At 59.6% G+C, this 15,746-nt stretch carries 12 protein-coding genes; all 12 read right to left on the reverse strand.

What is annotated here, in order from left to right; translation table 11 throughout:
• Positions 1 to 67: 67 nt before the first annotated feature.
• The 12 genes from C2L64_RS45565 to C2L64_RS45615 all read right to left on the reverse strand — a co-directional run bounded on the left by C2L64_RS45565 (position 68) and on the right by C2L64_RS45615 (position 15,468).
• Positions 68 to 2,263, reverse strand: coding sequence for an ATP-binding protein (locus tag C2L64_RS45565; RefSeq protein WP_103153943.1), 2,196 nt, complete (start codon positions 2,261 to 2,263; stop codon positions 68 to 70).
• Between the two features lie 340 nt (positions 2,264 to 2,603).
• Complete coding sequence (locus tag C2L64_RS45570; protein WP_103153944.1) at positions 2,604 to 3,518, reverse strand: helix-turn-helix transcriptional regulator; 915 nt, start codon at positions 3,516 to 3,518, stop codon at positions 2,604 to 2,606.
• Between the two features lie 67 nt (positions 3,519 to 3,585).
• The gene (locus C2L64_RS53750) at positions 3,586 to 3,864 is read right to left on the reverse strand and encodes a hypothetical protein (protein ID WP_158660593.1); all 279 of its coding nucleotides are present in this window, start codon (positions 3,862 to 3,864) and stop codon (positions 3,586 to 3,588) included.
• A gap of 855 nt (positions 3,865 to 4,719) precedes the next feature.
• Entirely contained in the window at positions 4,720 to 5,853 is a 1,134-nt protein-coding gene (locus tag C2L64_RS45575) for an FAD binding domain-containing protein (protein ID WP_103153945.1), read from the reverse strand.
• Between the two features lie 26 nt (positions 5,854 to 5,879).
• Positions 5,880 to 8,144 (reverse strand): xanthine dehydrogenase family protein molybdopterin-binding subunit, encoded by a 2,265-nt coding sequence (locus C2L64_RS45580; RefSeq protein ID WP_103153946.1) that lies wholly within the window; start codon positions 8,142 to 8,144, stop codon positions 5,880 to 5,882.
• Entirely contained in the window at positions 8,141 to 8,653 is a 513-nt protein-coding gene (locus C2L64_RS45585) for a (2Fe-2S)-binding protein (RefSeq protein ID WP_103153947.1), read from the reverse strand. Before C2L64_RS45585 ends, C2L64_RS45580 begins: the two co-directional genes overlap by 4 nt.
• The gene (locus tag C2L64_RS45590) at positions 8,650 to 9,930 is read right to left on the reverse strand and encodes a c-type cytochrome (protein ID WP_103153948.1); all 1,281 of its coding nucleotides are present in this window, start codon (positions 9,928 to 9,930) and stop codon (positions 8,650 to 8,652) included. The genes C2L64_RS45585 and C2L64_RS45590 overlap by 4 nt, the downstream gene beginning before the upstream one ends.
• Before the next feature lie 75 nt (positions 9,931 to 10,005).
• Positions 10,006 to 11,160, reverse strand: coding sequence for an alkene reductase (locus tag C2L64_RS45595; protein WP_103153949.1), 1,155 nt, complete (start codon positions 11,158 to 11,160; stop codon positions 10,006 to 10,008).
• A gap of 143 nt (positions 11,161 to 11,303) precedes the next feature.
• Entirely contained in the window at positions 11,304 to 12,518 is a 1,215-nt protein-coding gene (locus C2L64_RS45600) for an MFS transporter (RefSeq protein WP_103153950.1), read from the reverse strand.
• A gap of 48 nt (positions 12,519 to 12,566) precedes the next feature.
• Positions 12,567 to 13,715 carry an FAD binding domain-containing protein gene (locus C2L64_RS45605; RefSeq protein ID WP_103153951.1) on the reverse strand — a complete coding sequence of 383 codons (1,149 nt, stop codon included), beginning with the start codon at positions 13,713 to 13,715 and terminating at the stop codon, positions 12,567 to 12,569.
• Complete coding sequence (locus C2L64_RS45610) at positions 13,712 to 14,365, reverse strand: DsbA family oxidoreductase (RefSeq protein ID WP_103153952.1); 654 nt, start codon at positions 14,363 to 14,365, stop codon at positions 13,712 to 13,714. Before C2L64_RS45610 ends, C2L64_RS45605 begins: the two co-directional genes overlap by 4 nt.
• Positions 14,366 to 14,949: 584 nt before the next feature.
• Positions 14,950 to 15,468: a Dps family protein gene (locus C2L64_RS45615; RefSeq protein ID WP_103153953.1), complete on the reverse strand. Its 519-nt coding sequence runs from the start codon at positions 15,466 to 15,468 to the stop codon at positions 14,950 to 14,952.
• Between the last annotated feature and the right edge of the window lie 278 nt (positions 15,469 to 15,746).

Consider the following 15,746-nt stretch of genomic DNA (forward strand, 5'->3'; position numbering starts at 1 on the left):
AGGGAAACACATTGCTGGATATGCGCCAGACGACGTTGCACGGCGTCGCGGGCGATCCGTCCGATTTTCATCGTCTGGGCTCGGTCACACCGTGAACGTCTTCATTGGACGACTCTTCGTCGATCGCACATAGTGGACCTCTCAACATCAGCGCGGACGGAGAGGTAGCAGCACCCAGCATCTGCTGAAGCGTCGGCGCCGTCATTTCGGGTCCGATAACCTTTACCAACGCATCGATCAGTGCTATCGCCTTGTCGGTGTTTCCCGTGATGCATGCGATTTGGGAGAGCAGTTCGTTGCGGAGCGCGAGTGACTCAACGGGAAGGCATTTTCTTTGCCGCACCCCATCCGGATAGTGTGCGAAGAGCCGTCTCGCTACAAGCAACTTTTGCTTGGCCTCCGCGTGCAAACAGTGGCAATGTGGCAAAGTTGCGACAAGCTGTTGCGCCAGAATCTGGCGCCCTTCGATGTCATTCTCCTTCGAGTTCTGCTGGAAGGACCGCGCAAAATTCATCGATTCTTCGACTTGTTCGCCAAACTCCGAAGCCAGTCCCCGAACATGAGGTGGAGCCGACGCCAAGGCGGTGCGCACGCTCATTTCGCTTGCGGCGACCGATCCGGCGGAAAGGTTCTCCAGCGCCTCGGCTGCCTGTACGTCGCGCGTATAGCAATCCTCGATGATCCCGCAAGCGCGCACCGTGCGCACCAGATTCGACGCGGGTTCGACGCTGAGTCGCGGATTGCCATCAGGGGAAAACGCCGATTTGAAAGCGTAACGCGCATCGTCGAGTGCCTGTCCAAGTTTCGACGAGTGGTCCGCCCCATTGCTAACCGTCTCGCCAGAGTGAGTTTGAAAGCGTTTCGAGAGATAACGGGCATGGCGCGCAGTGATTTCCTGCTCTTCGCCTTCAGCCTGAAGCTTCTCAAAAGCATATGCACGGGTCGATTCAGACAAGCGATATTTTGCTGCCGGACCGTTGAACTCAACGTTGATGAGCGATTTGGCTACGAGCTCGCTGACACCACTAATCGCATTTTCCACCGTCAGTTCCTTGTCACACACGACTGCGCATATTGCGTCGAGATTGAATTCGCCGCCGAATATTGCGATACGACGGAATAACGACTTGCTGTTGGCGTTGAGTAGCGCGAAGCTCCAGTCGAAGGTCGCGCGTAAGGTTTGATGACGTGGCAACGCAGTTCGATAACCGCCCCCTAGGATCGCCATCCGGTCATCCAGTCGCCGATAGACGCCGTCTACGCCAATCGCGGCGACGCGCGTGGCCGCCAACTCGATTGCCAGCGGAATGCCGTCTAGGCGGCGGCAGATTTCGCCGACGAGTTGGATTGGAAGGTTTTCGTCGTCCACTTCTTCCTGCAACAAATTTGCTCGCGTCAGAAAGAGATTCACCGCCGAACACTTCAAAATCTCGGCATCCGTAGAATGGGGCGGAGGCACATCCAGTGCATCGACCCGGAATACCGCTTCGGGCAGAATACGCAGTGGCTCTCTGCTCGTGACGAGCACATGCAGCGCGGCGTTCGCTCCAGTCAGTGACTCGACAATTTCCGCAACGTGGCCCACGACGTGTTCGGCGTTGTCGAGCAATAGCAGCCGGCGTGTTCCGGCAAGTGCGGACGCGACATGTGAGACGTCGAACCCGGCGCCGTCGGCAGATTGCCCGCAACCTTCGAGAATTGCGGTGAGTACGGCTTTGTGCGAGCTTATTGCCGCCAACTCCACGAAACATACAACGCCGGGAAAATCTAAGGCTAGGTGGCGGGCCGCTTCTACCGCGAGACTAGTCTTACCGATACCGCCAGCGCCGACCAGCGTCAGCACACGCGTCTCTTCTAGCGTCGCGCGGATTTGCGTCACCGCGTGATCGCGCCCAACGAGGGGCGTCTTGGGGGAGGGTAGAGGGCGTCCGGAGCGGGCATGCGAGCTAGGTCCCTTCGGCAGCGATTTTTTCTGTGGTCTTCCGACTAGCTGATACCCGCGGCCGGGCACCGTAAGGATTAGGTTTCGGTCCGGGCCGAGTATTTTGCGCAGTGCCGAAAGGTGGACCTGGATGTTGTTTTCTTCGACGATAGTTTCTGGCCAGACCTCGCTCATCAACTCGTCCTTCGAAACGAGACGCCCCCCTGCCGACGCGACGACGGCAAGAATGTCAAAGGCGCGGGAGCCGAGATGCACGACCTCCCCGTCTCGCCACAGGGTGCGCATTTCCAGATCGATTTTGAAGCGGCCTAGTTCGATCATGTCGTTTTCCGTTTCGGGAGCAATGAGCGTGATAGGGGATTGGTATGACGAGCCGAGTGCGCGCATTTGGCACTGAAGTGGACCTCGCGGAAGAGTGCGTCGTTACTTTGATTCCGTCATGCGGAGATATCTATATATCCGCAAACCATTACGCAACCACCGGTATGGCCAAAAGGTGGGGCCTCCGAGCGGTCATCGTCGACGTCTTCGAAACTACCTCAGCCAATACTGCGTGTCTTGTCAGTTAGTGCGATCCTTTGTATGAAAGTCCATTCGTCAACAGTGCGGCGCTGTTCGATCGCGCCGCTAACGTATGAACAAATCTCGAAACGAGCAACGCTCAGCCGGTTGTCTGTCGACGCCACATGCCGGGCGGCATCCCGACCAACTGCGAAAATGTACGCGTGAAGTGGCTTTGATCGGAAAAACCGCATGTCATGGCGATTTCTGTCAGGGAAGAGTCCGAGTGTTTTAGAAGATCGCGTGCGCGATCTATACGCTGCTCTAGTAGCCATTGATGAGGTGTGCGATGCGTAGTTTCAGAAAACGCACGGATGAAATAACTGCGCGACAGATTGCATGCGTTCGCGATCTCCTCGATGGAGACATTGCCTCGTGCCTTCGCGAGCAACATGTCTTTGGCCCGCGTCTCTTGCAAACTGGACAGCCGCCGGCTTTTGCTTTTGGACTCAGACGATGCATTACCATACCGATCTATCAGATGTGTCCCTATCATCACGCCCAACTGCTCGACAAAGAGTGGGCTGGCCTCGCTCTGGCGTTCCAGCGTAAGCGACAATATCTGCGCAAGGTGACCAAGGATCGGGTCTTTTCGGCCGGCAAGTGATGAAACGCGCGGGGTACTCGATCCGCTTCGTTCGTAGCAGGCTGTCGTCATGAAAGCCTGCGGCAACTCCATCAGCACGAAATCGAAACCGCGGCGCAGCTCGGCTCGGTAGTCGTCAGCGAAGTCACGTATGTAGATCGAGTCTTTTTCGAAGTCATGCGATGTCCATCTGTGTCCAGACAAAATGCGTCGGCTGTGGCCGCTTCTCAGCGATACGCCGACAAGGAGGCCGCGATCGGAGGCGGGCATATTAACCGCACTCGTCATGCCGTCTCGTGTGCACTTGCGATAGAACTTGAACTCACCCGCGTCGAGTTCGAGATCTTTGTATAGCTGGCTCGACAAGCATCCTAGTGAGTCTTTCGGCCGTACTGCTATCGCGGAGGAAGCTTGGTTATCGTTGAACATGATTTATCACCTGGGTTCGTCGCGCTGCGGTTCCGTTGCCAGATAATCTAGCCGAAAATTAAGAGATTTAAATATCAATCACTTTGGTGTAACTGGTATGAAAATTCGAACGCGTAGGGGTAAGTGCTTCAGTAACGCGGAAATATATGGTGTTTTTTGTGCTGATGTGGCGACCACTGAGAACTAGACGAGCGACTTGGTCGTGTGCATAGGGACTTTCCGCCAGGTGGTCTGCACACGGCGCGATTTTTTCTTTACGGGAACCATAAGCAATTCTCTCGATTTGTGTGCGATAGCGTGCGGTGGCGCTCGCTTTGGCGTCCCCGTTATTGAGAATGGCGGGCATTCTCAGTGCAACCGTGATTAAGGGGCACTCGCCGCTCGCTGTGAATGACCGGGAAACGCATGTGTGGCGAAAGTCCCGTCCACGATCACTTCGATCTCGTTCGAATGAGCCGGAGTCAGTTCGCGCCCGATGAGGGAGCGATACGGTCGACGCAGAGATCGCCGCTGCCCCGACAAGCGCCTCGATACGTTCATCCAGATAGCCTGTTCGTTAGGTAGAGCGATCAGGTGGATGTTTGTTCTGACGCTTCCTGTCATCGGCTATCGCAGAACTGTATCGTTACCAGGTGTGGGAAAGCACATGTTGCTCAAGGTCGCAGGACCACGTGAATGCGTCGTCAACGGATGGAGACTAGTACCTTGCGTTATGTGGACCTGTGTATCGCGTGCCAGCAGCTTGCGCATCCCGCGCGTCGACTTCGAACTGCCGCCCTGACAAACAGGTGATCGGCTTGCCGTTATCCCAGTCGTTGAAAATATAGGCGCTTAGTCTCTGGTTCTTACCTAGTTCACCATATGACCTTCTCCATACCGTGGACGAGGGGAGTCGGCAGCGTGCGGATGGCGCTGGGGCGGCGGCCATCGCGACGGTCGATGCGATCATGGCCCCACTCGCAGCGCCGATGCTGCAACGATGAGTAGCTTCCGTGCGATTCCCAGAGCGAATTCCGTAGGTGTTAGTAAATTTTATCTTCAGGCCTCTCCGCGTAGCGGCGTGCGACGTCACGTCAGAGGATTGAATCGTACGACGCCGATCTCTGTGTTGGACTTAATAATGCTGAGATTATCTGAAATGTGAATTCAATCCGGGCTAGAGTATCATGCGCCTCGCCGGATGCACTAGCGACCCGAAACGTCAATGCGACGGGTAACCAAGCCCGAACGATTGGGCAAGCCGCGGCCCCTTCAGAAGCAGCGGTTCAACTGCGCTACGACGCCTGACCGCCCAGTCGGCGAGCACCTGTACGACGTCTGTCGTAACGGTAGATAGTGCTTGTGCGAGGCTCACGGCATCGTCGGCTGCTTTGGAGGTGCCGGAACCTGTGTGAGGGCGCAGCGTGCAGGCGGCGTCGCCTACCAGCGCGACACGCCCTTTGGCAAAAGACGGGCTTAGGGCGTCGGAGATGGCTTGCAGAAAGGGAGCATTTGTCGCGGTGACGAGCTGCGACAAAGTGCGTGGGAGTCGCTCGAGCGCCGCTCGATGCAAGTACGCAATCGACGGCTCAGACAGCTCGCCCGGAGCAACCGATGCGTGCCGCCGCCGGCCGTCGCGGCCGGTCAGAAACATTCTGATCGACGATTCGTCCGGTTCGTTCCTGTACCAGAGCCAATTGAACCGGCGCGTGCCGGTTTCTAGCGAGCCGTCCAGCGCGGGAATCAGAAACGTCATGAATAGTTCGGCTTTCGAACGATAGAGCGTCATGTTCTCGATCAGATCCGCGACCTGATTACGCCCAAAAATGTTTTCGCTGACCACGCCGCGCCATGCGAGGTACCCCGCATACGAGGGAAAGCTACCGGGGAACAGCATCGAGCGAAGCCACGAGCCGGTCCCGTCGGCGACGATCAACACGTCGGCGCGAACCGCTGATGAACTGTGGTCGAAGTGGATATCGAAGCCGTCCTCATCTTCGGTCACGCGCGCGACGTGGTGCCCATAGTGAATCGCGTTGGGTGACAGCATGCTGCACAGCGACCGGTAGACAGCGTCCCACGATGAAAATGGCAGCAGTTCGGGGTCGTCGCGAATCACATGGCCATCGATGTCAATCCAGCGTCGTCGGTGTGTGGGTACCGCAAGCATTGCGCGGGTACGTTGGCCGTGCTCTTCGAGAAAGTGCAGCATCTGTCGAAGAACCACAACACCGCCGCCGCGGCCCCGAAGCGGAGTGGCGGAGCGCTCGTAGACATGCACATCGTGACCCGTGCACGTCAGCGTCAATGCACATGCAAGACCTGCTATCGATCCGCCCGCGATCGCAATTTTCATAGTACTGGTAACCTCATCGTGATTCTCTATGCGTCGATCTGCCGACGCAGATTGTCGCCGCCCAATGGCATGTCGCGCAGGCGCTTGCCGGTCGCATTAAACAGAGCATTGCCTATCGCGCCGGCGGTCGGTCCCATCGAAGCTTCGGCGGCTCCAAGGAATGGCGCTCCCGGGCGATTAATCAGATGTACGTTCAGGCTGTGCGGAACCGCGGAGAACCGCAGGATCGGGTAACTGCTCCAATCGAAGCTTCGGATTCTCGATGTGTCGAACATTAACTCTTCGTAAAGTGTCCAGCTTGCGGATTGAATAACGCCGCCTTCGATCTGGTTGCGGATGCCGTCCGGGTTGACGATCTGGCCTGAGTCCACCGCGACCTCGGCGTGTTCGAGAATGACCTGGCCGGTCTCGCGTACCACAGAGATTTCAACGGCGATCGCGACGTAGGCCATCAGGTTCTTGTACTTGCCGAACGCGAAGCCGACGCCATGATTCTTCTTGCGAGGCGTACGCGGCCATCCGAACTTCTCGGCGGCGAGAAGGATGACGTCACGGGCACGCGGATCCTGCATGTGCTTGAGCCGGAAGGCGACCGGGTCGGCGCCAGCAGCAGCACTCAACTCGTCCATAAAAGATTCGATCGAGAAGACGTTCATATGCGCGCCGAGTGAGCGCATCGCCGATGTCGGCAATGGCATGGTCGGTGAGAAATTGTTCATCACGTGCACGTTTGGCAACGCGTACAACGGGATCGCGTTGCGGTCGCCGCCTCCTTCGGGCTGAACCATTGGCACCGACTTCGCGGGCACGAACGGTATCTCCAGCATTTGCGCTGGAATAAGCCGGCCAGCGTTCACGATCCGCTCGTTGTGCGAACTGCTCCACAGCGCGTAATCCCAGTCGACGATGCTGTTGGTGGCGTCGAGTGAAGCCTCCACCTCGGTGACCATCGCGGGCGTGTAGTGGTCCCACGTATTCTCCTGTTCGCGCATCCATTGGACGCGAACCGGCCGGCCCGCCATTTCGTGCGCGATCAACGCGGCATGCGCGGCGGCGTCATCCGCACCATTGTGCCCGTAGCATCCCGATCCCTCTACGTGAATGCAGCGCACTTTCTCCTTCTGCAGCGACAGCATTTCGGCGAGCCCGTCGCGTAGCGGATAGACGCCTTGCGAGTGAGTCCAGACGGTCATCGTGCCGTCCTTGAACTGTGCGACCGAACAGGAGGGGCCGATCGAGCCGTGCAGCATATAACGCTTGGTGTACTTTGCACTTAGTGTCTTCAGCACCGTGCCCGCTGCATTGCGCGTGTTCGCAATCTCGATGTGTTCGGTAGCGATCTGCTTCAGGTCGCGGTGCACGGTAGCGGGGTCGGGCAGCGCACGTCCGGCGCTCCACCGGCTTCCGGCAGCCAGCGCGCGTTGCGCCTGCACCGCCTGCCATTCGCTTTTGGCGACCACAGCCAGCATGCTGCCGTTCCTGACCACCTTGACGACGCCCGGCATCCTTAGAATATCGGGCGTATTGGTTTGCATTAACTTCGCCTCGAAGACTGGGGGCATCACCACACGCGCGTGCAGCATGTCGGGCATGAACATGTCCTGGACATAGCTCGCGCCACCGGTCACTTTAGCCGGGATGTCCAATCGCGGCAAAGACGTGCCGATCGTCACAAAGGTCGCAGGGTCTTTCAGCGGCGATACTGGCTTGGCAATGCGATGTAGATCGACGGCGTCGATCGCTTGGCCGTATGTCATCGTGCGTCCGTCAGGCGCCTTGATGATCCCGTCGTGCACGCTCAGCGCGCCGCTAGCGACGCCGAAATGTCTTGCCGCTGCGTCGACGAGAAGCTCCCGGACCTGGGCGGCTGCGTTTAGCAACGCGCTGCCGCTGTCGGCAATCGTGTGGCTGCCCGCAGTGAGTCCTTCGTCTGGCGACGCACCGGTATCGGCGCTGAGAAAGGTGATCAGCGCGGGCGTCATGGCAAGTTCTTCTGCCGCGATCTGTAGCAGCGCGGTGCGCACGCCGGTACCCAATTCGACTTTCCCGGTGTAGACGGTGACCTTTCCCGCTGGATCGATTTTGATCCATGCGTCTAGGAACGGATTGGTTTTCAGGCTGCCCGCGAGTGCCTCGGTCGCTTTGGACACGTGTACGGCGGCACCTTCGTCTGCGATTACCATCTGAGCCATCGCCTTGGCACCGGGGAACATGCTAAAGCTGACTACAAGTGCGCCAGACGCCAGCAAGCGGCGGCGTCCCTCATTGATATTCTCAGATTCGTCGCTCATAGCGTGCCTCCATGGCTCTCAGCACCGTGAGGTTGCGCTGGCGCAGTGTCGTTCGCCGGCATGTGAGCGACTTCGCGGATCGCGGCGAGAATGCGCATGTGGGTGCCGCAACGGCACAGATTCGGTTCCATGTGCTCGCGCAATTCACGCTCACTGGGCCGAGGACTGCGATCGAGCAGCGCTTGCGCGCGCATGATCATGCCTGCGATGCAATAACCGCACTGCGCAGCCTGGTGCTTGATGAAGGACTTCTGCAGCGCCCCCGGATGCTCAGCCGTGCCGAGGCTCTCGATCGTACGCACAGGGCGAATGCCAATCGAGGATACGGGAATCAGGCACGAGAAGGCGGCCTGGTCGCCTAAGATCACCGTGCACGCCCCGCATTGTCCAAGCCCGCATCCGAATTTTGCGCCATGGAGATGCAAGTCATTTCGCAGCGCGTAGAGCAGCGGGGTCGACGGATCGATGTCGAGCGCGTGTTGCACGCCATTAACGGTTAGAGTGATCATCGCGCGTTGTTCTCCTTTCTGACCTTGTCAGCCATCGCTTCGACGTCGGTCCACGGGCCTCGCTGCGAATAAGTCGCGCGAATGTAGGACGCGAGATCGGCGATCTGTTGGTCGTTGTAGATCTGGCTGAAGGCGGGCATATAGTTCATGCTGTCTTCGCCATGCCAGCCGTTGCCGCTCAACATCATCTGGATCGCGTTGCGTGGCGAAGCGGCGTTCACCGCCGTGCTGAAGGCGAGCGTCGGGCGTTCGCCGATCGATTGCATCGGCGCCTTTGGGCCGTGGCATTGCGCACAGGACGCGGCGAACAGAATCGCGCCGCGTTGCGCTTCGGTCGAAGTGTTGCTCTCAGCGGAGACATTCGTAGCGGCCACTGGTCGCGGCTTCTGGATCGACAGCAGGTAAGTGGCGATCGCCTGCACGTCCTCTTCGGGCACGGTCGCGAGATCGCGCGTGACCGGCAGCATTGGGCCGGCGGCCGCGCCATGCTCACTGGTTCGGCCGGTGCGCAGATACGTGACGAGCTGCTCTTTGGTCCACGGTTTCGGCGCGGCGCCGAGCGCGTTGAGAGCAGGCGCTTCCCAACCGTCGACGATGCCGCCGTCGAAAGCATGCCCCGACTTTTCGCCGCCGATCAGATTGAGCGGCGAATGGCACGACGCGCAGTGACCGAGCCCATCCGCCAGCAGTTTGCCGCGGTTCCATTCGGCATCTTTCGACGCTTCCGGCTGTTGTGCGCCGGGATGCAGAAACAGCACATTCCAGAACGCCAGCAAGGGGCGGAAATTCAGCGGGAAAATCAGCTTGTTGGCGGGCGCGGTCGCTTCGACAGGATCACGTGTCATCAGATACGCATAAGCCGCGGCGATATCGCCATCCGACATGCGTGTGAAGTGGATATACGGAAACGCCGGATAGAGCAGATGTCCGTCGCGCGCCACACCGTACCGCACCGCGCGTGTGAAGGCTTCGAGCGACCAGCTGCCGATGCCCGTCTCCACGTCCGGGGTTATGTTCGTTGCGTAGATCGTGCCGAACGGCGTGGCGAGCGGCAGGCCGCCCGCGAACGGCTTGCCGCCTTTCGCCGTATGACACACGATGCAGTCGCCGAGCGCGACGACGCGTGCGCCCGCGAGCCGCGTCTGCGCGTCGAGCGACGTCGGCGCCGGCGGACTGACCGGCGCGATGGCGGGTCGCCACATTAGCAGAAAGGCGGCGATCGCCACGGCCACGACCACCACGCCGCCTCCCACCAGCAATCTAGACTTGCGAGTCATGCGCGCACCTGTCAGGGGTGAGTCGAGTGGAGGAGACGGCTCGCGGCGCGCCATGCGTTCGAGCGGCGGTCTGCATCATGCTTGCGCCGGACCAAGGTGAGCGCCTCGTTCCGTGTTTTTGCCCGCGCTGCTGTCGAACGGATAGTCGGTATAGCCGGCCGTATCGCCGCCGTACCAGCCGTCCGGCTTCGGTGGCGCGATTGACGCATGGGCCGCAATGCGTCCGACGAGATCGGGGTTCGAGATGTAGGCGCGGGCGAACGCTACCAGATCGGCTTGGCCGTCGCGGATCAGGGCCTCGGCGTGATCGACGGAAATGCCGCCGTTGACCATCAAGGTGCCGGAGTAGACGCGTCGCAGACGTTCGGTGATACGCGGCAAATCCGGGTGGCCGCTCCAGCCGTTGGTGTCTGCAGCGTGCACGTATGCCACGCCGAATTCGCCGAGCATCTTGCCGACGTAGTCGTACGTGCCGTCCGGGTCCGCGTCGCGCACGTTGTTGTAGTTCGCGTACGGCGAGATGCGCACGCCGATCTGATTGAGCGGTACCACCGAGCCGATCTCCGCGAGAACGTCGCGCAGAAAGTTGGCGCGGTTCGCCACCGAGCCGCCGTAGCGGTCGTCGCGAGTGTTGGTGGTCGAGGAGAGGAACTGATGCGGCAAATAGCCGTTCGCGGCGTGAACTTCCACACCATCGAACCCGGCGGCGATCGCGTTGACCGCGCCTTGCCTGAAGTCGGTGATAGTGAGCTTTACTTCGTCGAGCGACATGGCGCGCGACGGCGTCGCGTGAATCTTGGTGTACTGGCCGTTCTGCAATTGCGCCCACACCTGCAACTGTTCGAGGTCGTCGTTCACACCTGACGGCGAGAGCGGCGCCGCTCCGCCGAGTAACGCGAACGAACTGACGCGCCCGCTATGCCACAACTGCATGAATATGCGCCCGCCCGCGGCATGCACCTGGGTCGTGATGTGACGCCAGCCGTCGATCTGCTCGGCTGTGAAGATGCCAGGCGTGAGATCGAACGCGAGCGAGGCGGCGTTGATATTGGTCGCCTCGCTGACCATCAATCCGGCCGACGCGCGTTGCACGTAGTATTCGGCCATCATCTCGGTCGGACGGCCGCGCAAGGGCGCGCGCGAGCGGGTCATGGGAGCCATCGCGACGCGATTCGGCAAGCTCAATCCCGACAGGTCGTAGCCGTCGAGCAGGGGCGAATGTGAGGACATGGTTGTTCCTTTAAGGCTATCTTGCGTCGCCTAGGTGAATGACTACGCTCGGCAGCTTATCGCTAAGCCGACAAGAATTCCTGAAGCCACGCTGAAACGTTGTTAATCGGATTGCGAGGCGTCCGGCCCCGGGGATACGCGTATCAGGCCTGGCTAGCGGCGTGTGGCCGACCGATTACGAGGTAGTGAGCCAGCGCGACGAGCGGGAAGGCCGTGGCAACCGCTGCGACGAGCGGCCAGCCGCCATGTTCGTAAAGGGGACTCGCGAGCGCCGACCCGAATGCACCGCCGACGAAGATGCTCGTCATATACAGCGCGTTTAGACGGTTGCGGCTCGCCGCGTGCAGCGCGTAGATCTCGCGTTGCCCCAGCACCATGTTCATCTGCACGGCGAAGTCGAGCACGATGCCGGTCACGACGAGGCCGAGCACGCCCCACGCCGGATGGATCAGCGCTGGCGTAAAGGCGAGCGCGCCCACCACCAGTGCGATCAGCGTCGCGCGCATCGTATAGCCCGCATCGGCGAGACGCCCTGCCACCGGCGCGGAGGTCGCTCCGATTGCCCCGACCAGCGCGAAGATGCCGATAGCCGTTTGCGAGAGCCCGAACTGGCGGCTCAACTCGACGGGGATCGCGGTCCAGAAGAGACTGAACGAAGCGAACATCAGTGCCTGATACAGCGACCGGTGACGCAGGATCGGCATAGTGCGAACCAGATGGCCGAGCGAACTGATCAGTTGGAAGTAGGTGGCCTTATGATCTGGTTGCCTGCGCGGAATGGTCAGCGCGAGCACGCTGGTGACGATGGCCATTAATACGGCCGCAGAGCCGAACACGGCGCGCCAGCCGAAGTGCCCGGCAACGACGCTGGAAATGGGACGGGACAACAGGATGCCGAGCAGCAGCCCGCTCATGATGGTACCGACCACCTTACCGCGCGATTCATCCGGCGCGAGGTGAGCGGCGAGAGGGATCAGAATCTGCACGGCCACGGAACTGAATCCGACCAGCAGCGAGATTGTGAGGAACCAGCCCGGTTGGTGGGCAAACGCCGCGGCGCCGAGGCTGACGATCGACACCAACGCGGTCGTTATCATCAGTTTGCGGTTTTCCAGCAGGTCGCCGAGCGGCACGAGAAAGAACAGACCGAATGCATAGCCTATTTGGGTGAGCGATACAATCAAGCTGGCCATCCCAGCGGACATATCAATGTCCGGTGCAATCAGTTCGGTGATTGGTTGCGCATAGTAGAGATTGGCGACGATCGCGCCGCAGCAGAATGCGAACAGCGCGATCAGGCTGCGTGTCAGTTTGACCTGACTCGTGCTGCCGGCCGTGACGGATGCCTGGGTTGACATGAGCAACTCCCTGAAAAGAAGAAAGGAAAATGAGACTCAAACGCGGACTCAACGGGCGATGTTCATCAATCGGTCGCCGAGCGAAATGCCCAAATCGGTCATTAGCTTGCCGCGTTGCAACTGCTGGTTTTGCCAACGCTTGAGTATGGGATCGATTGTCGAACCGGCCTGCCAAGTCGAAGACAACGCAAGTGCGAGGGCATGTGCATTGGCTGCGGCCTTCGCGGTACTGCCCGCCGTGTGCGGACGCGGAACCGATGCTGCGTCGCCGATCAGCACGACTCTGCCGAACACCATCTTCGGCGCACGCAGATCGACAATCGGCTGCATGAACGGTTCTTCGGTCGCATCGACCAGAGAGCGAAACGTCGGCCCAAGCAGCATTTTCGCGTCTTGTCGAAGCTGTTTGACATCGTCACTCTTGGTTGCGCCCGGTGGTAGCGAGAATGAGCGCTCAACGCCGTGACGATCGACTAGAAGCTGCTCGAGTTTTTCGCTGCCGTACTTGCGGTACCACACCCAGTTCCAGCGGCGGTCGCCGACCGTGGTCGAGTCGCCTTCACCCGGAATCAGATAGGCGAGCGCCGAGTGCTCATGGCCCTGCTGAAAAGTAAAACGGTCACGCAGCGTGTCCGCTGCATGCAGCGGCAGATCGGGTTCGGAAACGAGTCCGCGCCACGCTACATAGCCTGCGTAGGCCGGCACGATCTCGGGCAATAACCTCCGCCTGAGTGTCGACCGCATGCCGTCGGCGCCGATCAGCAGATCGGCCTGCTCCTCGCACCCGCTTTCGAACTGCGCGACGACTTGTTCACCCTCGATCCGGAAATCGACAAAGGTTTCACCCGCATGTACGGCCTCCGCAGGCAGCGCATTTTTCATGGCCCGGTACAGCAGGCTCCACGAGGTCTGCATCTGCGGCATGAACAACTGTTCGACGTGGTTGTCTTCGCGGTCCAGATAGATGCGTTCGCCCGACATAACGCCTGGAGGATCGGGCAATGCGACGTCGGCAAACCGAAGTGCATCCAGAACGTCTGGTTGAAGGACGATGCCGCCGCCGCGGCTCTCGAGCTGATTCGATGAGGTTTCGAACATGTCGACGTTCCAACCGGCCGCCCGCAGGGTTGTGGCAGAGAACAGTCCGCCGAGAGAGCCGCCGATCACGACGGCACGCTGTTTTTGAAGTGATCTCATGCCGCCCTCCGCTCCACGGCTGAGCGCAGCGCATTGATAAAGACGCTGGGCGGCTGAGCGCCGCTGATGATATCGCCGGCAATCACAATGGTGGGAACCGAGTGGATGCCGAGCCGGTTCGCACCACCACCCTGCACTTCGATTTCCGCATTGCCGGAGGCGGAGAGCAGATAGGAGCGAACTCCGTCTGCATCGAAAGCGTGCTCGGTGGCGATAGCGATCAGCGTGTCGAGCGCACCTATATCGCGGCCTTCCGAGAAATAGGCGGCGCAGATGCCGTGATAAAGCGCCGTGGTCTTTTTCGGTTCGTCAAGGCTCTGCGCGAACTGCATCAGACGATGCGCAAGACGCGTATTCGGTGTACGGAGTACCTTGTCGTAGTGGAACTCCACACCGGCTGTCAGACCGGCGGCCGTGACCTGCGCGTCCATGCTTTGCGAACGAGCCCAACTGCCGAATTTGCGAGTTCGATAGCCGCGCCTGTCCATGCCTTCGACAGGCATCGACGGATTCAACTCGAACGGCACGTAGTGGACCGGTACAGTCTCGCCGATGCCTGGTGCGGCGAGTGCTACCGCGAGATTCCGTTGGCCGATCCAGCACCACGGGCAAATAAAGTCGTAGTGGATCTCAACCTGAATGGCTCGCATGTTGCCCTCTCAATAGGTGACGCATGCAGCTTATCCGTTGCGGAAAAATTGTTGAATTGGTCTAACATGCAATCTCGCGTTGCGTTCAGCGCAACCAAACCGTTGATGGGGGCATGCATGGTGGCGAGTCGTGACTGCATCGAACACAGCGGCATGTCGCGAACGCCTCAGGCGCCCGAAGCGCAGCAGTGCCAGTGCTTCGCGCGGCAGCGGCCATCGCACACGGCAGGTCGGGACCTTTCAGGAGGCCGCAGAGGAGCGGGTCGAAGTGCAGGGTCATCGGTTTTTCAACAACCTCGACATCCTGCTGCGAGCAGTAGTCATGGCTGGACGTGGCATGGCGCTGCTGCCGGAGTGGCAGGTCGGGCTGCGATTTGCGCGGTGCGCCTCATGCGCGTGCTCGAGACCTTCGAGGCGAGTCCACACAACGTCGATGCAGTCGTCTATGCAGCCTTTTTGTTCAACTGCCCCTACTCAAGCAAAGTGCGCGACCGTTAAGTTTCTGAAAGCGCGGTTTTACGTTTCGCTGGGAGGCTGAACCATGGCGTGCTCACGCGTTGCAGGCATCTTCACATCACGCCCTGTTATGCGTGACGTCCCGATTCGAACAGGAACCACACGCGTTGTTCTGCTTCGTCGATCCAGTTTTCGAGCAGACTCGCCGTCGCGACATCGCCGTATTCACCGCACAGAGAATGCGTCTCACGCATGTAACTGGCGAGCGCCAAGTTGTCCTCGCGCAATTCGGCCAGCATGTCGCTAGGCGTAACGAAGACCGCGTCATTGTCGAGAATTCGTTGCAGCCTCGTGATCTGGCCTGTGGAGTGCAGCGTCTTGCCGCCTAATTTGCGTGCGCGTTCCGCGATTGGGTCCGTCGTTGCGAATATCTGGTCAGACTGATCGTCGAGGAGCAGGTGATAGTCACGGAAGTACGGCCCCGACATATGCCAGTGGAAGTTCTTCGTCTTCAGATACACCGCGAACACGTCGGCAAGCAAGGTAGTCAAGGCGGCGGCGATATCGCGGGTCGCCTCTTCTGTGAGCCGGGTCGGCGTTTTAAGTGGGGCTGCTCGACGGGCTGCTGCTTCAAGTGCGTGTTTCATGGCGAGTCCTTGGTGTGTCGGTCGAACGACGTGAGGTCTTGAATCCCGTAGCCTGCATTGTAGGAACCCACGACACATAAAGTTCTGCAAAATTCTGAAATGTTCTTAATCGACAAACGCTGAGGCGCTACGCGATCGGCCGTGATTCTCTTCGAAAAATATCTTTAAGAACTATTAAGAGTTTTTAAAAGGACTCGGTGAAAGACGGTGGATAGACTTAGTCGAAGTTTTTCTCGCACTTCAAGCGAGTGCGGCATGTCTTCCCATGTTCACCAAAC

This window comes from Paraburkholderia hospita (genome assembly GCF_002902965.1).
GTDB lineage: Bacteria > Pseudomonadota > Gammaproteobacteria > Burkholderiales > Burkholderiaceae > Paraburkholderia > Paraburkholderia hospita.